Source organism: Streptomyces sulphureus DSM 40104 (assembly GCF_000381025.1).
GTDB lineage: Bacteria > Actinomycetota > Actinomycetes > Streptomycetales > Streptomycetaceae > Streptomyces > Streptomyces sulphureus.
Genome location: NZ_KB905818.1, coordinates 230338 through 254141, shown reverse-complemented (window position 1 = coordinate 254141; position 23804 = coordinate 230338). Strand labels below are relative to the sequence as shown.

Annotated in this window: 17 protein-coding genes and 1 pseudogene; 9 read left to right on the top strand and 9 right to left on the bottom strand. The window is 73.0% G+C overall.

Features of this window, described 5'->3' with window-relative positions; translation table 11 throughout:
- Window positions 1-64 precede the first annotated feature (64 nt).
- Both F603_RS0118315 and F603_RS0118310 read left to right on the top strand, forming a co-directional pair.
- Window positions 65-505 (top strand): RrF2 family transcriptional regulator, encoded by a 441-nt coding sequence (locus tag F603_RS0118315; RefSeq protein WP_019547436.1) that lies wholly within the window; start codon window positions 65-67, stop codon window positions 503-505.
- A 102-nt stretch (window positions 506-607) separates the two neighbouring features.
- Complete coding sequence (locus F603_RS0118310) at window positions 608-1801, top strand: globin domain-containing protein (protein WP_019547435.1); 1194 nt, start codon at window positions 608-610, stop codon at window positions 1799-1801.
- A gap of 276 nt (window positions 1802-2077) precedes the next feature.
- Here the strand turns inward: F603_RS0118310 and acnA are convergent, their stop codons facing one another.
- Both acnA and F603_RS0118300 read right to left on the bottom strand, forming a co-directional pair.
- Window positions 2078-4804 (bottom strand): aconitate hydratase AcnA, encoded by a 2727-nt coding sequence (gene acnA, locus F603_RS0118305; protein ID WP_019547434.1) that lies wholly within the window; start codon window positions 4802-4804, stop codon window positions 2078-2080.
- A gap of 293 nt (window positions 4805-5097) precedes the next feature.
- A complete protein-coding gene (locus F603_RS0118300; protein ID WP_019547433.1) occupies window positions 5098-5877 on the bottom strand; it encodes a class I SAM-dependent methyltransferase in 780 nt (259 codons plus the stop codon).
- 153 nt (window positions 5878-6030) lie between these two features.
- Between F603_RS0118300 and F603_RS0118295 the strand changes: the two genes are divergently transcribed.
- Window positions 6031-7560: a helix-turn-helix domain-containing protein gene (locus F603_RS0118295; protein ID WP_019547432.1), complete on the top strand. Its 1530-nt coding sequence runs from the start codon at window positions 6031-6033 to the stop codon at window positions 7558-7560.
- A 524-nt stretch (window positions 7561-8084) separates the two neighbouring features.
- On the opposite strand, the gene F603_RS0118290 is transcribed toward F603_RS0118295, so the two are convergent.
- A complete protein-coding gene (locus F603_RS0118290) occupies window positions 8085-9371 on the bottom strand; it encodes an MFS transporter (protein WP_019547431.1) in 1287 nt (428 codons plus the stop codon).
- 100 nt (window positions 9372-9471) lie between these two features.
- On the opposite strand from F603_RS0118290, the gene F603_RS0118285 reads away from it, so the two are divergent.
- Entirely contained in the window at window positions 9472-10077 is a 606-nt protein-coding gene (locus F603_RS0118285) for a CGNR zinc finger domain-containing protein (RefSeq protein WP_026328526.1), read from the top strand.
- 48 nt (window positions 10078-10125) lie between these two features.
- A complete protein-coding gene (locus tag F603_RS0118280; protein WP_019547429.1) occupies window positions 10126-11028 on the top strand; it encodes an alpha/beta fold hydrolase in 903 nt (300 codons plus the stop codon).
- On the opposite strand, the gene F603_RS0118275 is transcribed toward F603_RS0118280, so the two are convergent.
- Window positions 11025-12263: a PucR family transcriptional regulator gene (locus F603_RS0118275; protein WP_019547428.1), complete on the bottom strand. Its 1239-nt coding sequence runs from the start codon at window positions 12261-12263 to the stop codon at window positions 11025-11027. The two genes, F603_RS0118280 and F603_RS0118275, sit on opposite strands and share 4 nt — an antisense overlap.
- Window positions 12264-12324: 61 nt before the next feature.
- On the opposite strand from F603_RS0118275, the gene F603_RS0118270 reads away from it, so the two are divergent.
- A complete protein-coding gene (locus tag F603_RS0118270) occupies window positions 12325-14448 on the top strand; it encodes a hypothetical protein (RefSeq protein WP_019547427.1) in 2124 nt (707 codons plus the stop codon).
- 301 nt (window positions 14449-14749) lie between these two features.
- Here the strand turns inward: F603_RS0118270 and F603_RS36565 are convergent, their stop codons facing one another.
- From F603_RS36565 to F603_RS0118255, 4 genes and pseudogenes are all read right to left on the bottom strand, one after another.
- Complete coding sequence (locus F603_RS36565; protein WP_425426995.1) at window positions 14750-15313, bottom strand: ATP-binding cassette domain-containing protein; 564 nt, start codon at window positions 15311-15313, stop codon at window positions 14750-14752.
- Between the two features lie 483 nt (window positions 15314-15796).
- Window positions 15797-16402, bottom strand: a pseudogene (locus F603_RS36560) (ATP-binding cassette domain-containing protein); the annotation flags it as partial.
- Window positions 16403-16728: 326 nt separating this feature from the next.
- Window positions 16729-17127 (bottom strand): RidA family protein, encoded by a 399-nt coding sequence (locus tag F603_RS0118260; protein ID WP_019547425.1) that lies wholly within the window; start codon window positions 17125-17127, stop codon window positions 16729-16731.
- Entirely contained in the window at window positions 17124-18281 is a 1158-nt protein-coding gene (locus F603_RS0118255; protein ID WP_019547424.1) for an acyl-CoA dehydrogenase family protein, read from the bottom strand. Before F603_RS0118255 ends, F603_RS0118260 begins: the two co-directional genes overlap by 4 nt.
- A 292-nt stretch (window positions 18282-18573) precedes the next feature.
- On the opposite strand from F603_RS0118255, the gene F603_RS0118250 reads away from it, so the two are divergent.
- The 3 genes from F603_RS0118250 to F603_RS0118240 all read left to right on the top strand — a co-directional run bounded on the left by F603_RS0118250 (window position 18574) and on the right by F603_RS0118240 (window position 21467).
- A complete protein-coding gene (locus F603_RS0118250) occupies window positions 18574-20214 on the top strand; it encodes an AMP-binding protein (protein WP_019547423.1) in 1641 nt (546 codons plus the stop codon).
- A 39-nt stretch (window positions 20215-20253) separates the two neighbouring features.
- Window positions 20254-21102 (top strand): PaaX family transcriptional regulator, encoded by an 849-nt coding sequence (locus F603_RS0118245; RefSeq protein ID WP_019547422.1) that lies wholly within the window; start codon window positions 20254-20256, stop codon window positions 21100-21102.
- 86 nt (window positions 21103-21188) lie between these two features.
- Window positions 21189-21467, top strand: a complete 279-nt coding sequence (locus F603_RS0118240; protein WP_078503689.1) for a DUF3099 domain-containing protein — start codon at window positions 21189-21191, stop codon at window positions 21465-21467.
- A 12-nt stretch (window positions 21468-21479) separates the two neighbouring features.
- On the opposite strand, the gene F603_RS0118235 is transcribed toward F603_RS0118240, so the two are convergent.
- The gene (locus tag F603_RS0118235) at window positions 21480-23804 is read right to left on the bottom strand and encodes a bifunctional salicylyl-CoA 5-hydroxylase/oxidoreductase (RefSeq protein ID WP_019547420.1); all 2325 of its coding nucleotides are present in this window, start codon (window positions 23802-23804) and stop codon (window positions 21480-21482) included.

Here is a 23804-nt window from a genome sequence, read left to right as displayed (position 1 = left end):
CTTCGGCGTGCGGTGGACCACCCCCTAATGCGAGTCCAGAAATCGCATTAGATAGGTTGTTCTTGTGCGCCTGACGAAGAGCACCGACATGGCACTGCGCATCCTGATGCGCCTCGCCGTGGCGGACGGAGACGAGTCGACCACCCGGGAGGTGGCCGAGGCCGTCGCCGTCCCCTACACCCACGCGGCGAAGGTCGTCACCCGCCTCCGGCACCTCGGCGTCATCGAGGCCCGACGCGGCAGAGGCGGGGGGCTCAGCCTCACCCAGGTCGGGCGGACCGGCTCGCTCGGCCGGCTCGTCCGCCAACTGGAGGGCCAGGGCGACGTCGTCGGCTGCGAGGACGACCCGCCCTGCCCGCTGCGCTCCGCCTGCCGGCTCCGGTCGGCGCTGCGCGGCGCCCAGGACGCGTTCTTCGCCGCGCTCGACCCCCTCACGATCGAGGAGCTCGTAGCCGCTCCGACCGGACCCGTGCTCCTCGGCCTTCCGCTCCGCTCGCCAAGCTGAAGGTTCGGGCACACCGCACCCGCACGGCGGACCGCACCCCGACCCCACGCCCGACCGACCGACCGCTAAAAGAAGAATCCAAGACTCTGATTTGAGGTCCTCGTGCTCTCACCGAAATCCACCGAGACCGTCCGCGCCACCCTCCCCGCGGTGGGCGCCGCCATAGGCGACGTCGCCCCGCTCTTCTACCGCAAGCTCTTCGCCGCCCACCCCGAGCTGCTGCGCGACCTCTTCAACCGGGGCAACCAGGCGACGGGCGAGCAGCAGCAGGCGCTCGCCGGTTCGATAGTCGCCTTCGCCACCGCCCTCCTCCGCCACCCCGACTCCACCCCGGAGGCGCTCCTTTCGCGCATCGCGCACAAGCACGCCTCGCTCGGCATCGCGCCCGCGCAGTACGAGATCGTGTACACACACCTCTTCGCCGCCCTCGCCGAAGTGCTCGGCGACGCCGTCACCGACGAGGTGGCCGAGGCCTGGACCGAGGTGTACTGGCTCATGGCCGACTCCCTCATCGCCATGGAGTCGCGCCTCTACGCGGAGTCCGGCACCACCCCCGAGACCGTGCTCCGCGACCACATCGTGGTGGCACGGCGCTCCGAGACGGAGACGGTCGCCGTCTTCACCGTCCGCCCCTCGGACGGCAGCGCCCCCGCAGCGGCCAGGCCCGGCCAGTACGTCTCCGTGCAGGTCCAACTCCCCGATGGGGCCCGGCAGATCAGGCAGTACAGCCTGGTCTCGGCGCCCGGGGCCGACGGCAGCCTGCACTTCGCCGTCAAGTGCCTCGCCGACGAGCCGGCGGGCGAGGTCTCCACGCACCTTCACGACCACGTCGCCACCGGGGACGTCCTCCGCGTGAGCGCGCCCTTCGGCGACTCCGTCCTGGAGGAGGGCGACGCGCCGCTCCTGCTCGCCTCGGCGGGGATCGGCTGCACCCCGCTCACCGGCATGCTCAGCCGGCTCGCCAGTACGGGCACCACGCGGCCCGTCACGGTCGTACACGCCGACCGCAGCCCGGCCACCCACGCCTTCCGCGCCGAACTGGAGCGTTACGTGGACGAGTTGCCCCACGCCGACGCGCACATCTGGTACGAGGTTCCCGGACCCGACTGGCCCGCGGAGCGCACCGGCTACGCCGACCTCGCGGCCCTCGACGTCCCCCAGGGGACCACCGCGTACCTGTGCGGCCCGCTCCCCTTCATGCGGCGGGCGCGCGGGCAACTCCTCGCCGCCGGCGTACGGGCCGCCGACATCCACCACGAGGTCTTCGGCCCCGACCTCTGGCGCGGCGAGGAGTGACCCGAAGGGCGGGGCGGCACCTGGCGCCCCGCCGCCGGTCCGCACCATCCGTCGGCACCACGACGGAGCAACGCCCCTGTGCCGCCGGCGAGTTCCACAGACCGTGCACCGGTGACCACACGGCGGCACCGGCCTCGCCGAGCACCCACCCGGCCGGACGGCGGACAGGGCCGAGCCCCCGCGGACCCCGCACCGCCACCCCGGCACGTACGAGGGCCGCACCCCGAAGGATGCGGCCCTCGTACGGCCGAGGGCGGAACTACCGCCCTCGCGGGCTCACTTGCGCAGCAGCGAGCGGAGCACGTACTGCATGATGCCGCCGTTGCGGTAGTAGTCCGCCTCGCCGGGTGTGTCGATGCGGACCTTCGCGTCGAACTCCACGCCGGTGTCGGTGGAGACCTTGACCGTCTCCGGGACGCCGCCGTCGTTGAGGGCGGTGACGCCGGTGATCGAGAAGGTCTCCTCGCCGCTGAGGCCGAGGGCCTCGGCGGAGCCGCCCTCCGGGAACTGCAGGGGCAGGACGCCCATGCCGATCAGGTTGGAGCGGTGGATGCGCTCGTACGACTCGGCGATGACGGCGCGCACCCCGAGGAGCGCGGTGCCCTTCGCCGCCCAGTCGCGGGACGAGCCGGAGCCGTACTCCTTGCCCGCGAGGACGACGAGCGGGGTGCCCTGCGCCTGGTAGTTCTGCGACGCGTCGTAGATGTACGAGACGGGGCCGCCGTCCTGGGTGAAGTCCCGGGTGAAGCCGCCCTCGGTGCCGGGGGCGATCTGGTTGCGGAGCCGGATGTTGGCGAAGGTGCCCCGGATCATCACCTCGTGGTTGCCGCGGCGGGAGCCGTAGCTGTTGAAGTCCCGGCGCGCGACCCCGTGTTCGGTGAGGTACTTGCCGGCGGGGGTGTCCGCCTTGATCGCACCGGCCGGGGAGATGTGGTCCGTGGTGACCGAGTCGCCGAGCTTCGCGAGCACACGGGCACCGGTGATGTCGGTGACCGGCTCCGGCTCCATGCCCATGCCCTCGAAGTACGGAGGCTTGCGGACGTAGGTGGACTCCGGGTCCCACTCGAAGGTGTTGCCCGTGGGCACCTGGAGCGCCTGCCACTGGGCGTCGCCGGCGAAGACGTCGGAGTACGACTTCGTGTACATCTCCTGGCCGATGGCCCCGGCGACGACCTCCTCGACCTCCTGCTCGGAGGGCCAGAGGTCCTTGAGGTAGACGGGGTTGCCCTCCTGGTCGATCCCGAGCGCCTCGGTCGTGATGTCGACCTTCATCGAGCCCGCGATGGCGTACGCGACGACGAGCGGCGGCGAGGCGAGGTAGTTCATCTTGACGTCGGGGTTGATCCGACCCTCGAAGTTCCGGTTGCCGGAGAGGACCGAAGTCACCGCGAGGTCGTTGTCGTTGACGGCCTGGGAGACCTCGTCCGGCAGCGGCCCCGAGTTGCCGATGCAGGTGGTGCAGCCGTACCCGACGAGGTTGAAGCCGAGCTTGTCGAGGTACGGGGTGAGCCCCGCGCGGTCGTAGTAGTCCATGACGACCTGGGAGCCGGGCGCGAGGGTCGTCTTCACCCACGGCTTGCGGCTGAGGCCCTTCTCGACCGCCTTCTTGGCGACGAGCGCGGCGGCGACCATCACGAAGGGGTTGGAGGTGTTGGTGCAGGAGGTGATGGCGGCGACGGCCACGGCGCCGTGGTCGATCTCGTACGTCTTGCCGTCCGCGCCCGTGACCTGGGTCGGCTTCGTCGGCACCCCGTCGGAGATCGCGGGCGCGTCGGAGGCGGGGAAGGACTCCTTGCCCGCCTCGTCGACGTCGACCTCGGTCTCCGGGACGTAGTTGCGTACGTCGTTGCTGAACTGCGTCTTGGCGTCGGAGAGCGCGATGCGGTCCTGCGGGCGCTTGGGGCCTGCGATCGAGGAGACGACCTGGGAGAGGTCGAGCTCCAGGTACTCGCTGTAGACCGGCTCGTGCGCCGCGTCGTGCCAGAGGCCCTGCTCCTTGGCGTACGCCTCGACGAGCGCGAGCTGCTCGGCGGTGCGCCCGGTGAGCTTCAGGTAGTTGATGGTCTCCGCGTCGATCGGGAAGATCGCGGCCGTGGAGCCGAACTCCGGCGACATGTTGCCGATGGTGGCGCGGTTGGCGAGCGGCACCGAGGCGACGCCGTCGCCGTAGAACTCCACGAACTTGCCGACCACGCCGTGCTTCCGGAGCATCTCGGTGATGGTGAGCACCAGGTCGGTCGCGGTGGTACCGGCCGGCAGCTCACCGGTGAGCTTGAAGCCGACGACCCGCGGAACCAGCATCGAGACGGGCTGCCCGAGCATCGCGGCCTCGGCCTCGATGCCGCCGACGCCCCAGCCGAGGACGCCGAGGCCGTTGACCATCGTGGTGTGCGAGTCGGTGCCGACCAGGGTGTCGGGGTACGCCTGGCCGTTGCGGACCATCACGGTGCGCGCCAGGTGCTCGATGTTCACCTGGTGGACGATGCCGGTGCCGGGCGGGACGACCTTGAACTCGTCGAACGCCGTCTGACCCCAGCGCAGGAACTGGTAGCGCTCCTTGTTGCGGCCGTACTCCAGCTCGACGTTCTGGCTGAAGGCGTTGGCGCTGCCGAACTTGTCGGCGACGACCGAGTGGTCGATGACCAGCTCGGCGGGGGCGAGGGGGTTGATCTTCGAGGCGTCGCCGCCGAGCTCCTTCACGGCCTCGCGCATCGTGGCGAGGTCGACGACGCACGGGACGCCGGTGAAGTCCTGCATGATCACGCGCGCGGGCGTGAACTGGATCTCCTGACTCGGCTCCGCGTTCGGGTCCCAGCCGCCGACGGCCCGGATGTGGTCGGCGGTGATGTTGGCGCCGTCCTCGGTACGCAGCAGGTTCTCCAGCAGCACCTTCAGGCTGTACGGCAGCCGGGCGGAACCCTCGACCTTGTCCAGCTTGAAGATCTCGTACGACTCGCCGCTCACCTCAAGGGTGCTGCGGGCGTCGAAGCTGTTCGCCGACACGACAGTCTCCTTCATGCATGAAATTGCGCGTACCACCGCAATCCTGCCGAAACTGCCCCTTCGATCGACCACCCAGGCCCAGTGTGGTTAGGGTAGCCTTACCCGGTGGCGATCGACCCGGCAGTCGCAGTACGCCTCCGACAGATATCTCGATGTCGAGATAACTCTAGTACACGTCCGGGGAACGGTCATGCCTGCCCTCGGCTCCCATCCCCGGTACCTGGCACACGCGCACCCGAAACCCCGCCGCGGGCACCCCGGCAAGACGCCCCGCACCGGCCCGGGTTGGAGGCTCACGGCCTCCTCGCCTCGACGAGCAGTCGGCGCGAGTACGCCACGAAGGGGCCGTGCCGCTCCATGAACCCGTGCAGGACGGCGAGCCGCTCGCGATAACGCTCGACGGTGAAGTCCGGCACGATCCAGACCACCTTGCGCAGGAAGTGGACGACGGCCGCCACGTCGTGGAACTCCATCCGGAGCGCCTCCTCCCGCAGGTCGACGACGTCGAGCCCGGCAGCCTCCGCGGCGAGGGAGACCTCGACCGCATCCGCGCCCGCCGTGGTCGCCGCCGGCCCCGGATGCGGGTGCCCCTCGGGCGGCCGCTCCCTCATGAACTCCATCAACTCCCGTACGGAGCCCGGCCCCACCTGCTGCGAGAGGCAGGTGCCGCCGGGGCGCAGCACCCGGTGCACCTCCCCCCAGCGCGTGACGACCGGGTGCCGAGCGGTCACGAGGTCGAAGCGGCCCGAGGGCAGCGGGAGGTCGGCCGCGGCGTCCGCCTCGAACACCTCGGCGTCGAACCGGGCGAGGTTCCGTCGGGCGAGCGCGACGTTCGGAGGCCAGGACTCCGTGGCCGCGAGGACCGGCGGCACCGCGGGAAGCGCGGCCAGCACCTCTCCCCCGCCCGTCTGCAGGTCGAGCGCCGCCTCGGACGCGGCCATCCGCTCCGCGAGGAGGCCGGCGTAACCCCAGGAGGGTCGCTCCTCGGTCGCCCGCCCGCGGAACCACGAGAAGTCCCAGCCCTCCGTGGGAACGGCTGCACCCTCGCTGAGCAGGTCGTCGAAATGTGACATCGGGCGATGCTTTCAGAGCGGGCCGAAGAGGGCACCCGGTCGCCCGGGAACCGGAGGCTCCGCTCCCCGCGTTCTTGCCGGAGGGACCGGCCCGCCTCACCCGTTCGGCCCCCCAAGTTCACCTCTATCTCACAACTGAGATAGCGTCGACGTATGACCGACGACTACCTCGTACGTATCGGGCAGTTGATCCGTGACGCCCGTCAGCACCGCGGCTGGACCCAGTCGCAGCTTGCCGAAGCCCTGGCCACAAGTCAGAGTGCGGTCAACCGCATTGAGCGCGGCAACCAGAACATCAGCCTTGAGATGATCGCGCGCATCTCCGAGGCCCTCGACAGCGAGATCGTCTCGCTCGGGTACTCGGGTCCCATGCACCTTCGCGTGGTCGGCGGGCGGCGCCTCTCCGGCGCGATCGACGTGAAGACGAGCAAGAACGCCTGCGTCGCGCTGCTGTGCGCCTCGCTCGTCAACTCCGGGCGTACGGTGCTGCGTCGGGTCGCGCGGATCGAGGAGGTCTACCGCATCCTGGAGGTCCTCACCTCCGTCGGCGTCCGCTGCCGGTGGGTCAACTCCGGTGCCGACCTGGAGATCGTTCCGCCGGCCGAGCTGGAGCTCGACTCCATGGACCAGGACGCGGCGCGCCGTACGCGCAGCATCATCATGCTGCTCGGGCCGCTGCTGCACCGCTTCGATCACTTCAAGATCCCGTACGCGGGCGGCTGCGACCTCGGTACCCGCACCGTCGAGCCGCACATGAGCGCCCTGCGCCACTTCGGCCTCGACGTCACCGCGACCGAGGGGATCTACCACGCCGAGGTAGAGAGCGACGTGCGCCCGCAGCGCCCGATCGTCCTCACCGAACGCGGGGACACCGTCACCGAGAACGCGCTCCTCGCCGCCGCCCGGCACGAGGGCACGACGGTGATCAGGAACGCCTCCTCCAACTACATGGTCCAGGACCTCTGCTTCTTCCTGGAGGAGCTGGGCGTACGGGTCGAGGGCGTGGGGACGACGACGCTGACGGTGCACGGCGTCCGGGAGATCGACGTCGACGTCGACTACTCGCCCTCCGAGGACCCGGTGGAGGCGATGAGCCTCGTCGCCGCCGCGGTGGTCACCGAGTCCGAACTCACCGTGCGCCGCGTGCCGGTGGAGTTCATGGAGATCGAGCTCGCCGTCCTGGAGGAGATGGGGCTCGACTTCGACCGCTCCGCCGAGTACGCCGCCGACAACGGACGCACCCGGCTCACCGACCTCACGGTCCGCCCCTCCAAGCTGGAGGCGCCGATCGACAAGATCCACCCGATGCCCTTCCCCGGGCTCAACATCGACAACGTCCCGTTCTTCGCGGCGATCGCCGCGTCGGCGCAGGGCAAGACGCTGATCCACGACTGGGTCTACGACAACCGCGCCATCTACCTCACCGACCTGAACCGCCTCGGCGGGAGGCTCCAACTCCTCGACCCCCACCGGGTCCTGGTGGAGGGCCCGACGCGCTGGCGCGCCTCGGAGATGATGTGCCCGCCGGCGCTGCGACCGGCGGTCGTCGTCCTGCTCGCGATGATGGCTGCGGAGGGCACGTCGGTGCTCCGCAACGTCTACGTCATCAACCGGGGTTACGAGGACCTCGCCGAGCGCCTCAACGAGGTCGGCGCGCAGATCGAGACGTTCAGGGACATCTGACGCGGCGCCGCCCCGGCCGGGACGGTCGGGGCGGCGCGGCAGGGCTCCTGCCTCGCCCGGGTTGCGGACGTGGCCGGTGCAGCACGCACACGAGAGCGGTCCTTCCGGTTCCGGACGCGGTGGGGCCGCGGATCGGTCGTGGCGGGCCGTACCCACGCGCACCGCGCAGGACGACTGATGTTTTCTTGGCCAAATGGCGTGTGTTGTTCTGGGGGAGTTGAGGAGCTGACCACCTGGGAGGGTTTCGGCTCCTCCCCCATCTTGTCGGGCCACCCCCTGTAGGTGTGGTCGGCGCCGAAGAGAAAACCGGCGGCAAGCTGGCTCGGGGTGTCGTGCAGGCGTAGGTGGACCAGAGCAACCAACGCCCACAGGCACGGGAGGAGTCCGCGCCGGCGAACATGAGCGAGCCATCGCGAGGGGCCATCCGCCCGGCGGGGAGTCCCGTGCCGAGCCGCGGGACACCCGCAAGCTCCGGGCGGGCGAGGAGGCGACCAGCAACTTCTCTGCGGTGACGGCGAGTTCGGTCAGGGGGATACGGCCGAGGGCGCCTCCGGTGCGGGGTCCCGCGGGTGCGGGCACAGGAGCGGGAGCAGGAGGGCGGCCGCGAGTTGGAGGGCCGCGATGGCGAGGAGGTGCGGGACGGGGCCGAAGGGGAGGGTGCCGGCGAGGGCGGCTCCGGCTGCCGCGGCCGAGACCTTGAGTCCGGCTCCGAGGGTGAAGACCTGGGTGCGGGCCGACGCGGGGGCGTGGTCGGCGCGCAGGCGCAGGGTGGCGGCCATCAGGGGGCCGTCGCAGAGGCCGGCTGCGGCGAAGGCGGCGACGGCCGCGGGGAACCACGGCACGAGCGCGGCGACGGCGAGCGCGGCACCGGTGCCGAACAGGGCGCAGGCCGCGAGGTGTTGCGCGTGCGGGCGGCGTCCGAGTCGAGCGGTGCCCAGCGCGCCGAGAAGGCCGCCGACGGCGAACGCCGTCACCGGGGCCCCTTCGGCGCCGGGGTGGCCGGAAGCGGCGGCGAGGAGCACGGCCGTGACGGCGAGGCCGCCGATGCCGAGGAAGGAGACAACGGTCGCCGCGGTGATGGCGCGGAGTTCGGGGACGCGCCACAGCGCGGCGAGGCCGGCGGCGACGGTGGCCGCGGGCGGACTCGTCCGGGACGCAGGCGAGTCGGCGGGTTGTGCTGCCTCGGCCTCCGGCTCCTCGGGCAGGGCGGGCCGCCGCTCGGCCGTCGGCTCGGAGGCGGTGTCCCCGTTCGCCGGGGGCACGGGGATACGGAGGGCGAGGACGGCTGCCGCGGTGGCGGCGCCGGCGAGGAGGGCGGTGGCCGGCGTCGCGGAGAGGGCGCCGGCCGTGACGCTCACCGCGGCCGGCGCGAGGACCGAGGCGGCGTTGTAGGTGGCGGCGTCGAGCGCGTAGGCGCGGGTGCGGGTGCGCGCGTCGGGCACGAGCCGGGCGAGCAGGCTGGAGAGGCCGCCGGTGACGACGGGACCGCAGGCGCCGCCGAGGACGGCGCAGCCGAGCGAGGCGGCGAGCGGTGCGCGCCCGAGGACGGCGGTGAGGGCGGCGAGCGAGACGGCGAAGACGGAGAAGGCGAGCACGTGGAACGCCCGTGGGGAGCGGGCGCGTTCGGCGAGTGCGCCGACGAAGGGGGCGGCGAGTGCGTGCGGCGCCATCCATGCCGTGAGCGCGAGAGCCCCCTGGGTGGGGCTCCCGGTGCGCTCCAGTGCGAGGAGGGCGAGCGCGAGGGCGACGCCTTCGTCGGCGAACCTCGCGAAGGAGGCCGTCGCCAGGTATGCGGGGAGCGGCCTGGTCACGGGCACGGTGCTCCTACGGTCGGCGGGGCTGCTGGCGTTCACCGGCGACCGGCGTAACGCCTTATTATGGCAACACGTTACATCGAAGGAGATGCTCGCCATGACACGGCAGACGCACCCGCAGCCGGAATCGGCCGCCGGACGGTTCCACCCGGCACGTCGCCTGGTGGAGATCGCCAACGCGGTCCGCAGCGATCCGGAGGTGCCCCGCGCAGAGCTGGCGCGGCACCTGGAGCGCCACGGCGAGCGGGCGGAGGACGTCGGCCCGGCGGGTTTCACCGAGCGCGACGCCGCCGAACTCCGGGAAGCGGCGGCGGAGTTGACGGAGATCCTCACCGAGGACGATCCGGACTCCGTGGCACGCGCACTCAACGCGCTCCTCGCCGAGCACGCAGGTCCGCCCCGCCTCTCCCAGCACGACGGCCATCCGTGGCACCTCCACAGCGACCGCAGTGACGACGCGAGTTGGCGCGCGTGGTTCCTCTGCTCCGGGGCTCTCGCCCTCGCCCGGGTGTTCAGCGAATACGGGCGTCCTGCCTGGGGCGAGTGCGAAGCGGACGACTGCACCGCCCTCTTCCTCGGCACCGGACCCGGCGGCACGAGACGCTACTGCTCACCGCGGTGCGCCGGCCGTTCCAGGGTGGCGGCGCACCGGCGCAGGAAGTCGGGCGAGCACCCCAACCGCGCACCTCAGCAAGGCCGTTGAGAGGCTGGGCGTGCGGCGTGGGGACCGTGCACGCGGAAGGGGCGTGGGATGACGGGCAGACCGGGAGAGTTCCGCAACGAAGCGGCACGCGCGCGGTTCTTCGCCGCGTACGAGAAGGCGCTGGCGAGGTGGCCCGAGGGTCGCGAAGCGTCCGACGTGGCAACGGAGTTCGGCACCACCCGCGTGCACCGCCACGGCAGCGGCGCGCGCACCCCGCTCGTGCTGCTCCACGGACAGAACGCGACGTCGTCCATCTGGGCGCCGAACATCGCTCGACTCGCCGAGGAGCGCACCGTCTTCGCCGTCGACCACGTCGGCGAGGCGGGGCCCGGGACGCAGACGCGGCCGATACGTACGGGCGAGGAGACCTCCGCCTGGCTGGAACAGGTCCTCGAAGGGCTCGGGTTGGCCGAGGTGCACCTCGGCGGCTTCTCCTACGGCGCCTGGATCGCCCTCACCCACACGGTGCTGCGCCCCGGGCGCGTCGTCTCGCTGCCGCTCGTGGAGCCGCCGCGGGCGCTGGCACCGCTGCCGCTCGAGTTCGTCCCCGGCACCCTCGCCGTCCTCCTCAGCGGCTCCGAGCGGCTGCAACGCCGGTGGTTCCAGAGGCTTGCGGGGCCACCGCAGGAGGAACCGGCCGACGCCGAGGCGCAGTCGGAGGTCGGTCTCCAGGCGATGCGCACCTTCCGTCTCCGGCTGCCGCAGCCGAGCCGGATCGACGATGCGGCACTCGCCGGGATCGAGCGTCCCGTCCTGCTCTTCTTCGGCGCCGAGAGCCACGCCGTCGATCCGAAGCGCGCCGCGGCCAGGGCCCGCTCGCTCCTCCCCGACGTCCGCACCGAGGTGGTCGAGGGGGTGGGGCACGGCATCCCCGTCGCGCGGTTCAACGAGGCCGTCCCCGAGTTCCTCCGGGAGGCGGACGCGCAGAAGGGCGGCACCTGGACCGGCTAGGCTTCCGTGCCCGAACTCCGCGCCAGTAGCGCCGCGTTGAGGTACGGGAGGTCGACGGCGCGCGCGGGGTGGAGGCCCGTGAGGGACTCGATGCGGCGTACGCGGTAGTCGACGGTGTTGGGGTGGATGTGGAGCGACTCGGCCGTCCTGCGGCGGTCGAGGCCGAGGGCGAGGTAGGACTCCAGGGTGCGCAGGAGGTCGGGGCGGTCGGCGAGCGGTGCGAGGAGGCTCGCGAGGCCCTCGCGGGCCGGTCCCGGGCGGCTTAGCTGGTACTCCAGGAGCACGTCGGCGAGCCGGTAGAGCCCCGGGGGTCTGCCCGTGCGCCGTACCACCTCGACGACCTCCGCATTCTGCGCCACCGCCGCGGGGACCGCCCGGCGCTCCGCGGTCGCTCCCGCCGCGGTGATCGCGGTGCCCGCCGAGAGGGACGCGCGCGCGACGAGCGCGCAGAGTTCCTCCCACGGCGGCGGGGCGGCCACCGGCAGGAGCGCCGTCCCGCCCGACGCGTCGAGCGAAACCAGCGCCGACTCCCGCACGTACGCGTTGAGTTCGGACTGGACGCGCCGTACCTTGCGCCGGGCCGCGACGCTGCCGCCGGGCCCGCTCTCGTCCGGGTGCGGGGCGAGCGCAAGCGTGAGGACCGCATACCGTTCGGCGGGCCGCAGGCCGGCCGAGCGCTGCGCCTCCTCGTCCGCGGTCCCGGCGAGGAGCGAGGCCAACAGCGCGTGCCTGCCTGCGTGTTCCTGGCTGTCCAGCACCTGCCGCACCTCCAGGTAGGCCGCGCTCACCGTCGAGGTGAGCGTGCGGTGGAAGGCCATCATGAGCGAGAGGGCGTCCTGCACGTCGATGAGGTCGCCGGGACGCGCGTCCCGCGTGATCTCCTGCCAGCCGCTCTCCATGCCGAGGTGGTACGCGGAGAGGATGGCGTCCAACGGGACGCCCTCCTCGGCGCGTTGGGCCGCCGAGTCGCGCTGCTCCGCGAGGTCCGCGGCGGTGGCGGGGGCCCGGCGTTCCAGCACGCGCGCGAAGACACGCAGATTGTGGCGGACGATTCCGGCGATGTCCCCGACGACCTCCTCCCGCGGAAGCCGTGCGTAGACGGGGAGTTCGGAGAGGAGGCGGTCGACGACGCGGCGGGTGAGGGCCGGCACCCGGGCATGCAGGTGCGCGGCGACGGGTCGGCCGGCGATGAGCAGTGGGCGTGTGCGGACGGTGGCGCCATTGTCACCGGTCACAAAGTCCCCCGGGGAAGTCTGCGTTACTCACCAGTTAAAGGGTCGGGGACGAGTCTGCATCATGGTGGGGACATCCTCCACGGCCCCGGGGGTCACCGTGCGCTCTTCGCTGCACTGCCAGTCCCGGCCGCGTAGCGGGCTGGGCACTCGGATCACCGCACTGCGCAGACCGCGTCGCCGTCCTCTGCCGGGCGTCGTCGTCCTACTCACGGCGGTGCTCGTCGCGCTGCTGCCGCCGGGCGCGCACGCTGCGGGCTCGAGCCAGGCGAAGCTCAACGCGCCCGGACAGCCGGGGAGTTGCGACCCGCTCGCGGGCGGCTCGTGCCTGCTGCCGTTCCCCAACGACTGGTACACGGCGGCCGACCCGTCGAGCGGGACGGGACGGCGCGTCGACTTCGCGGACGGTGCGCTCCCCCGGCCGCTGCTGGGCCCGAAGATCGACCCGACCCCGTGGAACCGCTCCGACGGCTTCTCGCCGGGCTCGACGCTCGTCGCCCAGGTGCCGCGGCTGGACCTGGAGAAGACCGGTGCGGCTCCGCTCACCGACATCGGTGCGTCCCTCGCCGAGGACGCGCCCGTCGTCCTGCTCGACACCACCACCGGCGAACGGCTCCCGTACTGGGCGGAGTTGGACTCCCGCCCCCGACTCGACGCCCGCCGGGCTCTCCTCGTCCACCCGGCACGCAACCTCACCGAGGGCCACCACTACGCCGTCGCGCTGCGCAACCTGAAGGACTCCGAGAGCCGCACGCTCACCGCGCCCGCGCACTTCGCCACTGCCGCGGCCGAGGCGCCGCTGCCCGACGGACATCCGCTCAGGGAACGGCAGTCGCGGCTCGCGCCGGTGCTGGAGCAGCTCTCCGCCGCGGGCGTGGAGCGTGAAGAGCTCCATCTTGCCTGGGACTTCACAGTCGCGAGCACCGGGAACCTTACCGGCGACCTCTACGGCATCAGGGACGACGCCTTCGACGCCCTCGGCGACGCCGCGCCCGACACCGAGGTCACCGGCGTGGAGGAGTTCACCGCGGAGGAGAACCCGCGGATCGCCCGCGAGGTCACGGGTACCGTGGCGCTCCCCGGATACCTCGACAAGCAGGGCGGGCCGACGGGTTCGGTCCTCAACCGGGGGCCCGACGGACGCCCCGAGCGGCAGCCCGGCAACGTCCAGGAAGCAGCGTTCACCTGTCAGGTACCGCGCTCGGCGTGGGAGAAGCCCTCGCATCCGGCCCTCTACGGGCACGGGCTCCTCGGCGGGCAGAGCGAGGTGCGTGCCGGCAACGTCCAGGCGATGGCGCAGGAGGGCGGGTTCACCTTCTGCGCGACCGACTGGATCGGCATGGCGGAGGAGGACGTCCCGACGGTGCTCGGCGCGCTCCTCGACCTCAACCGCTTCCCCACCGTGCCCGAGCGCTCCGAACAGGGCATGCTCAACGCGCTCTTCCTCGGCCGCGCCCTCGTCCACCCCGAAGGCCTCGGCACGGAACCGGCGTTCCGCACCGAGGACGGCCGCCCGCTCCTCGACCCGGAGGCGGAGCTCGGCTACGACGGGAACAGCCAGGGCGGCATCCTCGGCGGATCGCTCGTCGCCGCCTCGCCCGACACCGAGCGCGGCGTACTCGGCGTCACCGGCATGAACTACGGCGGGCTCCTCCTCCAACGCAGTGCGGCCTTCGACCGGTTCCAGCCCGTCCTCGACACCTCGTACCCCGACAGGCTGCGCCAGCAGGTCGTCCTCCAGCTCCTCCAGATGCTCTGGGACCGCGGCGAGACCAACGGTTACACCGGCGACCTCGCGGCGAGCGACAAGCGGGTGCTGATGCACCTCGCCTACGGCGACCACCAGGTCGCCAACGCCGCTGCCGACGTGGAGGCACGTTCCCTCGGCGCACGCCTCGTCACCCCGGCGCTCGCCGACGGGCGCAGCCCGGACAAGGAGCCCTACTGGGGCATCGAGCCCACCGGCCAACTGCCGTACGCGGGCACGGGGATGGTCGTCTGGGACTCCGGTACGCCGACGCCGCCGACCGGCAACACACCGCCGCAAGACGGCAGTTACGGCGAGGACCCGCACTCCGACCCGCGCAACTCGGCCGACGCGAGGCGGCAGAAGGCGGAGTTCCTGAAGACCGGCGACATCGTGGACGTCTGCGGTGGGACACCCTGTCGGGCGGAACCCGCCGGTTAGCAGGGTCCCGCCCGGCGACGCTCCGGACGACGGGGCCGTGGGGCTGCTGCGCTGCCGGGAGTCCCCGACCGCGCGGACGGGTAGCGAACCCGGTCCTTTCTCGCTGCATCCCCTACGAGAGTTCCGCACGCCTTCAACCGGCCGCGGCGGCCCGCCAGTTGGGCGCCGTCGCAGGTCGGCCCCGTTCCGGGGCGCACGCCCCGACGGCACCACGGCGACGCGCTCACGGACGCGGCTCCGTCGACGAGCCCGCCCCGTCCGTGCCGAGGCAGCCTACCGACGGACCTGCAGCCACACGCCCTCACTCGGCGCCGGCGTCGAGCAGCGCCCGCACCTCCTCCCCGTCGATCTCGCGGAGCCCGTCCTCGGCGAGCAACCACCGTGTGACACCGATCGATTCGAGGAACGCCAAGTCGTGCGCGGCGACGACGAGGGCGCCCCGGTACGAGTCGAGGGCGGTAGCGAGCTGGCGGACGCTGGCGACGTCGAGGTTGTTGGTGGGCTCGTCGAGGAGGAGGAGCTGCGGCGCGGGCGACGCGAGGAGCGTCGCGGCGAGGGCGGCGCGGAAGCGCTCGCCGCCCGAGAGAGTGCCGGCGAGCTGCTCCGCGCGGGCGCCCTTGAAGAGGAAGCGGGCGAGCTGGGCGCGGATGCGGTTCTCGGGGACGTCGGGGGCGGCGCGTGCGACGTTGGCGGCGAGGCTCGCGGCGTCGTCGAGGACGTCGAGCCGCTGCGGCAGGAACCGCAACGGGACGAGCGTCTCCACCGTCCCTGCGAGCGGGGGGAGTTCGCCCGTGAGCGTGCGCAGGAGCGTCGTCTTCCCCGCTCCGTTGCGGCCGACGAGCGCGAGGCGTTCGGGCCCCCGCACCGTGAGGTCGATCCCGTCGGCGCTGCCGAACTGCGGCTGCACACCGTCGAGTCGGAGCACGGTGCGTCCGGAGGGCACGACCGTGCTCGGCAGGCTGACGCGGATCTCGTCGTCGCTGCGGACGGCTCCCGCCGCCTCCTCGCGGCGCTCCTCCGCGTCCTTGAGCCGGCTCTCCTGGAGGCCGCGCAGCTTCCCCGCCGACTCCTGTCCGGCCCGCTTCTTCTCCCCCGCGGCGATCCGCGGGGCCCGCCGCTGCGCGTCGAGCTTCTTGCTCTGCCGCTGCCGCCGCGCCGACTTCACCTGCGCCTCCTCCAGTTCGCGCTTCTGCCGGCGTACGTCGGCCTCTGCGGCGCGCAACGTGCGGCCCGCGGCGGCCTGTTGGGTCGCGAGCGCCTCCTGGTACGCCGTCCAGCCGCCGCCGTACCAGTGCACGGAGCCGGTGCGGAGCTCCGCGATGCGGTCCACGCGCTCCAGCAGCTCGCGGTCGTGGCTGACGACGACGAGCACGCCGGAGCGCCAGGACTCCACCGCCTCGTGGAGCCGACGCCTGGCGAAGAGATCGAGGTTGTTGGTCGGCTCGTCGAGGAGCAGGACGTCCGGGCGTGCGAGGAGCAGCGCGGCGAGGCGCAGGAGCACGGTCTCACCGCCCGACATCTTCCCCACTGAGCGGTCGAGTTGCAGGTGGTCGAGGCCGAGGGAGCCGAGCGTCGCCAGCGCCCGCTCCTCGACGTCCCAGTCGTCGCCGACGGTCTCGAAGTGGGCCTCGTCGACGTCGCCCGCCTCGATCGCACGGAGCGCGGCCCGGCGCTCGGCGACGCCGAGCGCCTCGTCGACGCGGAGCCCGGTGTCGAGCGTCACGTGCTGCGGCAGGTAGGCGAGGCTGCCGCCGACGGTCACCGAGCCGCCGGCCGGCCGGAGTTCACCGGCGAAGAGGCGCAACAGGGTCGACTTGCCCGAGCCGTTGGCGCCGACGAGCCCGGTGCGGCCGCGGTCCACGGTGAGGGAGAGGTCCTCCAGGACGCCGGTGCCGTCGGGCCAGCGGAAGGTGAGCGCGGAGCAGGTCAGGGAGGGGTTCGGGGCGGTGTTCATGGGTTCTCGCAGTCGCGTGCGCGGTGGGCGGGGGGCTACGTGTGCGAGCACCGCTGGGTGACGGCGAAGGACGCGGGAGCGCTGACGGCCCTGCGAAGGCGAGGGGCGGCATGCACCGAGGTCGCATCTGCGCGGCGCCGCGACGGGTCGGATGCCGACCGGCGGCGTACGGCTGTGCCGTACCGCGCGATGTTCGCGGACCTCAGATGCGCAACGTCCACCTCATTCGGAGACAACAGGACCTGGGCAGGGTACCTGAGCCCCCTCCCGCGGCGGCGAGGCGGCCGGTTTTCCGGTGCGCTGTGCAGTGCCCTGCGTACGGAACGTCAGGGAAGCACGGCCACCCCGTCGATCTCCACGAGCGCCTCGGGGTCCCAGAGCGCCGCTACGCCTAGCACCGCCATGGCCGGGTACTCGCGGCCCGCCAGCCGGTGCCAGATCAGGCCCAACTCCCGTGCATGCGAGCGGTATCGGGGCACGTCGACGGTGTAGACGGTGACGCGCGCCAGGTGGCCGGCCTCGCCTCCGGCTGCGCGGAGCGCGGTGAGCAGGTTGCCGAGGGACTGCTCGAACTGCTCGGGGAGCGTCTCGCCGACGATCCGGCCTTCCGGGTCGAGCGCCGTCTGGCCGGCGAGGTGCACGGTCCGGGTGCCGGTCGTGGTGACGGCGTGCGAGAAGCCCTTGGGCGGGGAGAGCTCGGTCGGGTTGGTGCGGAGGGGCCTCATCGGTAGAGCTCCTTGGCGATCAGGGTGCGCTGCACCTCGGTCGCCCCCTCGTAGATCCGCGGTGCGCGCACCTCCCTGTAGAGGTGTTCGAGGAGGTGCCCGCGGCGGAGTGCGGAGGCGCCGTGGAGCTGGACGGCGGAGTCGACGACGTACTGCGCCGTCTCGGTGGCGAAGAGCTTCGCCATCGCCGAGCGGCGCGCGGTGTCCGGGTCGCCGCGGTCGCAGGCGGCGGCAGCGGCGTAGACGAGCGTCCTCGCGGCCTCGGTGCGCGTGGCCATCTCCGCCAACGTGTGGGCGACGGACTGCTGTTGACGCAGCGGGCCGCCGAACGCGCGCCGCTCGTCGGCGTGGTGGAGCGTCACGTCGAGAGCGGCCCGTGCCATGCCGACGGCGAAGGCGCCGACGCTGGGGCGGAAGCGGTTGAGCGTGCGCATCGCCAGCCGGAACCCCTCGCCGGCCGGGCCGATCCGGTCGTCGTCCGTGACGGGGACGCCCTCGAACTCCAGGGTGCCGATGGGATGCGGCGAGAGCATGTCGAGCGGCTCGCCCCGCAGCCCCGGACGGTCGGCGGGGACGAGGTAGGCCGTGATCCCGTGCGCACCCGGCGCCTCTCCCGTGCGCGCGAAGACGGTGTAGACGTCCGCCTCGGGAGCGTTGGAGATCCATGTCTTGGTGCCGTTGAGCCGGTGTCCGCCGGCACCGTCGGGCTCGGCGGTGAGCGTGAGCGCCGCCGCATCGCTGCCGGCCTGCGGCTCGCTCAGCGCGAAAGCGGCGACGGCGGCGCCGGAGGCGAGCGGCGGGAGCCACCGGGCGCGCTGCGGTGTCGTGCCGGCCTCGACGAGCGGTCCGGCGCCGAGCCCCTGGAGCGCGAGCGCGGTCTCCGCCTCGGTGGTGACCCGGGCGAGGGACTCGCGCAGTATGCAGAGGTCGACGGTGGAGACGGAGTCCGGGCCCTTGCCGTCCGGAACGGGCTCGGGCACGGGTGCGGGGACGACGCGCGCGAGGAGGCCGAGGCGGCCCAACTCGGCGACGAGCGGGCGGTTAAGGCGTCCGGGCGCGGCCTCGCCCGCCAGCGGGGCGAGGCGCTCGGCCGCGAGTCCGCGCAACTCCTCGCTCCAGCGCTGCTGTTCGGGTTCGAGCGCGTAGACCGGCATCGCCGCTCCCTCCGTCCGACGGCCCGCGGCACGGGGCCGCGCGCGGAACGTCCCGTATATCGCGAGGCATTGACTGCCGTCACCATATCGCTACGCTCAACCCACCACAGCAGGTTCCCGCCACCGCGCACCGGCGTACGGCGGGCGCCCGGACCGGCACCACGCACGCACGAGCACACACGTCGAGCGGCCCCGGCCACGACGGGGTTCGGCCGACCACGCAAGACCCGGGCCACGCACGGCGACCCGGCTCAGCCGACCGCGCGCGAACCGCCGAGGGGGCGTCACGGCAATGGAGTTGAGCCCGTCCGCACATGCCGACACCTTCGCCAGGGACCACCTCCCGCCCGCCGAGGAGTGGCCCTCGCTCGACCTGGAGGGCGCCGGGCTCGCCTACCCGCCACGCCTCAACTGCGGCGCCGAACTCCTCGACACGACCCTCGCCCGTCACGGCCCCGACCGCCCGGCGCTGCGCGGCCCCTCCGCCGACCCGGAAGCCCCCGACATCGACTGGACGTACGGGGAACTGCGCGCCCACGTCGATCGGTTGGCGCACACGCTCACCGAAGACCTGGAGGTGCGCCCCGGCAACCGGGTGCTCTTACGCGGCCCCAACAGCCCTGAAATGGCTGCGTGTTGGCTCGCCGTGATGAAGGCGGGCGGCGTCGCGGTCACCGTCCTCGCCGGGCAGCGCCCCGGAGAGCTGGCCACCATCTGCCGGCTCGCCCGCATCGGGCACGCCGTCTGCTCGGCCGACTCGCTCGACGGGCTCACCGCGGCCGGCGTCCCCGGCCTGCGCACCGCCGTCTTCGGCGACGGAAGACCCGACGAACTCTTCCGACGCGCCGCACGGAAGCCGCCCGTGTACGAGGCCGTACCGACCGCCGCCGACGACGTCGCGCTCCTCGCCTACACCTCGGGCACCACAGGCGACCCCAAGGGCTGCGCACACTTCCACCGGGACGTGCTCGCCATCGCCGACACGTTCTCGGCCCGCGTGCTGCGCCCCTGCGCCGACGACCTCTTCGCCGGAAGCCCCCCGCTCGGCTTCACGTTCGGCCTCGGCGGCCTCCTCGTCTTCCCGCTGCGCGCCGGAGCCGCCTCCCTTCTCGGGCACTGGTCGGGGCCCGCGGAGATGCTGGAGGCGATCGCGCGCCACCGGGTCTCCGTGTTCTTCACCGCGCCGACCGCGTACCGCGGGATGCTCGCCGCCCTCCGCGACGCGCCGTACGACCTGACCTCACTGCGCCGGTGCGTCTCCGCGGGCGAGCACCTGCCGGCCGGAACCTGGCACGCATGGCACCGGCACACCGGCCTCCGCCTCATCGACGGCATCGGCGCGACGGAGATGCTCCACATCTTCCTCTCCGCCGCCGACGAGGACATACGTCCCGGCACCACGGGGCTGCCCGTGCCGGGCTTCCGCGCCCGCGTCGTCGCCGACGACGGCATCACGCCCGTACCGGACGGCGAGCCCGGACTGCTCGCGGTCCGCGGTCCCGTCGGCTGCCGGTACCTCGCGGACGAGCGGCAGCGCTCCTACGTACGCGGCGGCTGGAACCTCACGGGCGACACGTACGTGCGGGAGCCCGACGGCCGCTTCCGGTACGTGGCACGCGCGGACGACATGATCATCACCTCCGGGTACAACGTGCCGGGTCCCGAGGTGGAAGAGGCGCTGCTGCGCCATCCCGACGTCGCCGAGGCCGCCGTCGTCGGGCGGGCGGACGCGCGGCGCGGACAGGTCGTCGTCGCGCACCTCGTCCTCGCCGAGGACGTGCCGCGCGACGACGAAACCGCCGCGCGGCTGCGGGAGTTCACGGCGGGCGAGCTCGTCCCCTACAAGGTGCCGCGCGAGTTCGTCTTCGCCGACGTGCTGCCGCGCACCCCGACGGGGAAGCTCCAGCGGTTCCGGCTGCGCAGCGGGACATGAGCCCCGGGACGGCGCCGACGGACCTCTAGAGTTGTCGCCGTGGCGGCAGACTCCAGCAAGGGCACGCGGCGCTCGCCCGGCTCGTTGATCCTCACCTTCTACGGCGCGTACGGAAGGGAGTTCGGCGGCGCGGGGAGCGTGCCCGTCGCCGCGCTGATCCGGCTCCTCGGTGCGCTCGGCGTCGACCCTCCGGCGGTGCGCTCGGCCGTCTCGCGGCTCAAGCGCCGCGGACTGCTCACCGCCGACCGGCCCGGCAGCAAGGCGGCGGCGTACGCCCCGTCGCAGGCGGCAAGGGAGCTTCTCGCCGACGGCGACCGGCGAATCTACGCACGCCCCGAGCCGGGCGACGACTGGCTCCTCGCCGTCTTCTCCGTCCCGGAGGAGCTCCGCACGCAGCGCCACCTGCTCCGCTCGCGGCTCGCACGGCTCGGCTTCGGCAACGCGGCCCCCGGCGTCTGGATCGCCCCCGCCCGCCTGGAGGACGAGGCCCGACACACCCTGGAGCGGCTGGAGTTGGAGCAGTACGTCGACCTCTTCCGCGGCACGCACACCGGGTTCGCGCCGACGCCCGAAGCCGTCTCGCGATGGTGGGACCTGGAGGGGATCGCCGCACTCCACCGTGCTTTCCTCGACGAGCAGCAGCCCGTCCTGCGGGCCTGGCGGCGCCGCCGCACCCGGCCGCCCGAGTGCGCCTACCGGGACTACCTGCTCGCCCTCGACTCCTGGCGCCGCCTGCCCTACGCCGACCCCGGCCTGCCCGCCGCGCTACTGCCCGCCGGCTGGCCGGGCCGGCGCTCGGCGGAGGTCTTCACCGGTCTCCACGAGCTGCTCGGCGCGGCCGCAGCGGAGTTCGTCGCGGAGGTGAGAGGAGCCGAAGAGGTGCGGTGACGGGCTCCTCGCAACCGCCCGCACACGTACCGTGGCCGCGCGGCGCTCGACATGTGCGCCCCGGTACTCCGCCGTACGCTGGGAGCATGCCACGCGACGCCGGCGATCCGGCCGGGAGCGGCCGAGGATCTCGCGGACGGCCCACGAGGAAACGGTGGGTCTACGGCGTGCTGATGGCGTGCTGCCTGGTGCTCTTCGTCTGCGCCTGGGCTTTCGTGCGCCTCTGGTCGGTGCCGGCGGCGATCGGCATGTGCGTGGTCGCCATGGTCATCCCGCCGACCGCCGTCATCATCGCCAACCTCGGTGAGCCGGGCGCGAGTTGGCCGGAGGACGAGGAGGACGACGGGCGCTCGGACGAGCGTTGAGCCGCCTTTCCCTCAACTCCCCAGCGTGAGACGCGGCCTGGGCCGCCCCTCCCTCCCCGCCGGCGGACGCCTGCTCCCCGCGCGGTACGGCTCGGGCCACGGCGCCCCCGGACCCTCGTACCCCTGGTCGGCGGCGGCGTGGAGGGTCCAGTGCGGGTCCCACAGGTGCGGCCTCGCGAGGGCGCAGAGGTCGGCGCGGCCGGCGAGGAGGAGCGAGTTGACGTCGTCCCAGGACGAGAGGGCTCCGACTGCGATCACCGGGACGCCGAGCTCGTTGCGGATCAGGTCGGCGTACGGGGTCTGGTACGAGCGCCCGAAGTCGGGACGCTCCTCCGGGACCACCTGGCCCGTCGAGACGTCGACCGCGTCGGCGCCGTGCGCGGCGAAGGCGGCCGAGATGCGGACGGCGTCCCCGGTCGTGGTGCCGCCGGGCGCCCAGTCCGTCGCCGAGATGCGCACCGTCATCGGGCGGTCGGCCGGCCAGACCGCGCGCACCGCGTCGAAGACTTCCAGCGGGTAGCGCAGGCGGCCCGCGAGGTCCCCTCCGTAGGCGTCGGTGCGCCGGTTGGTGAGCGGGGAGAGGAAGGAGGAGAGGAGGTAGCCGTGTGCGCAGTGGAGTTCGAGGAGGTCGAATCCTGCCGCTGCCGCGCGCTCCGTCGCCGACGTGAACTCCTCGCGGATCGCCGCCAGTTCGGACGCGTCGAGGGCATGCGGCGTCTGGCTGGTGCCGCGGAGGTACGGCAGCGGGGACGGGGCGACGAGCGGCCAGTTGCCTTCGGGGAGCGGCTGGTCGATGCCTTCCCACATGACCCGTGTCGACCCCTTGCGGCCCGAGTGGCCGAGCTGCACACCGATCGCCGCCGTCGGCGACTCCCGGTGCACGGCGGCGACGATGCGCCGCCAGGCAGCGCCCTGCGCGGCGTTCCAGAGCCCGGTGCAGCCCGGCGTGATCCTGCCGCGCGGTGAGACGCAGACCATCTCCGTCATGGTGAGCCCCGCCCCGCCGAGCGCCCGCGAGGCGAGGTGGACGAGGTGGAAGTCGCCCGGCACGCCCTCCTGCGCGCGGTACATGTCCATCGAGGAGACGACGACGCGGTTGCGCAGCCGCAGCCCGCGGAGCCGGAAGGGGGTGAACATCGCGGGTGTGTCCGCCGGTTGGCCCGCCTCGCGCTCCACGGCCGCGGTGAACGCCGGGTCGCGCAGGCGCAGGTTCTCGTGCGTGACGCGGCGGCTGCGGGTGAGGAGGTTGAAGGCGAACCGGTACGGCGGCTGCTCCGTGTAGCGGCGCAGCTCCTCGAACCACTCCAGGCTCGCGCGCGCCGCACGCTGCGTCGACGTGACGACGGGGCGGCGCTCCTCCTCGTACGCGGCGAACGCCCCCTGGAGATCGTCGTGTTCGCGGAGGCAGGCGGCGAGCGCGAGCGCGTCCTCCATGGCGAGCTTGGTCCCCGAGCCGATGGAGAAGTGCGCAGTGTGCGCGGCGTCCCCGATGAGGACCGTGTTCCCGTACGACCAGCGGCCGTTGACGAGGGTGCGGAAGACGCTGCCCCGCTGCTGGTCGCCGCGCGGGAGCGCGCCGTCGAGGGTGTGCGGGAAGAGCCGGGAGCACCGCTCGGCGCGTGCCTGCTCGCCCGGCCGGTCGAGTCCGAGTGCCTCCCACACCTCGTCGCGCGCCTCGACGAGGACGGTCGCGGCGGGCGCGCGTCCGTCGGCCGCCTCGGCGGTGCGGTACGGGTAGGCGTGGAGTTGGACGACGCCGTGCGGCGTCTCCGCCGTCTCGAAGTGGAAGGCGTCGAGGGGAAGTTCGGCGGTCATCCAGAGGTACCGGCTCCGGTGCGCGACGGTGTGCGGCGCGAAGTGCGCGGCGGCGGCCGTGCGGACGGCGCTGTGCACGCCGTCCGCTGCGACGACCAGGTCGTACTCGGCCGCGAGCCGCGCGTGCGGCGGGGCCACGGCCTCGAAGCGCAGGTCGACGCCGAGGGCGCGGCAGTGGCGCTGGAGCAGCGCGAGGAGACGCCGGCGCTCCAGCGCGGCGAAGGCGTGGCCCGAGGAGCGGAGCGTGCGTCCGCGGTGCGTCACGGCGATGTCGTCCCAGCGCACCAGCTCTCGTTGCAGCGCGGCGTGGAACTCGGGGTCGGCCGAGGCGATGCCGCCTAGCGTCTCGTCGGAGAGGACGATCCCGTAGCCGAAAGTGTGCTCCGGCGGGTTGCGCTCCCAGACGGTGACCTGGCGCGCCGGGTCGAGCCGCTTCAGGAGTGCGGCGGCGTAGAGCCCGCCGGGACCGCCGCCGGCGACGGCGATCCGCCGCGGCCCGCGGCGCTCCGCCGCGCCGCCCAC

What these genes read in the sequence shown, in the direction of transcription:
- F603_RS0118300 (WP_019547433.1), bottom strand. Translation starts at nt 5,877, where the DNA reads ATGTCACATTTCGACGACCTGCTCAGCGAGGGTGCAGCCGTTCCCACG.
- F603_RS0118270 (WP_019547427.1), top strand. Translation starts at nt 12,325, where the DNA reads ATGGTGGGGACATCCTCCACGGCCCCGGGGGTCACCGTGCGCTCTTCG.
- F603_RS0118280 (WP_019547429.1), top strand. Translation starts at nt 10,126, where the DNA reads ATGACGGGCAGACCGGGAGAGTTCCGCAACGAAGCGGCACGCGCGCGG.
- F603_RS0118250 (WP_019547423.1), top strand. Translation starts at nt 18,574, where the DNA reads ATGGAGTTGAGCCCGTCCGCACATGCCGACACCTTCGCCAGGGACCAC.
- F603_RS0118255 (WP_019547424.1), bottom strand. Translation starts at nt 18,281, where the DNA reads ATGCCGGTCTACGCGCTCGAACCCGAACAGCAGCGCTGGAGCGAGGAG.
- F603_RS0118295 (WP_019547432.1), top strand. Translation starts at nt 6,031, where the DNA reads ATGACCGACGACTACCTCGTACGTATCGGGCAGTTGATCCGTGACGCC.
- F603_RS0118240 (WP_078503689.1), top strand. Translation starts at nt 21,189, where the DNA reads ATGCCACGCGACGCCGGCGATCCGGCCGGGAGCGGCCGAGGATCTCGC.
- F603_RS0118260 (WP_019547425.1), bottom strand. Translation starts at nt 17,127, where the DNA reads ATGAGGCCCCTCCGCACCAACCCGACCGAGCTCTCCCCGCCCAAGGGC.
- F603_RS0118285 (WP_026328526.1), top strand. Translation starts at nt 9,472, where the DNA reads ATGACACGGCAGACGCACCCGCAGCCGGAATCGGCCGCCGGACGGTTC.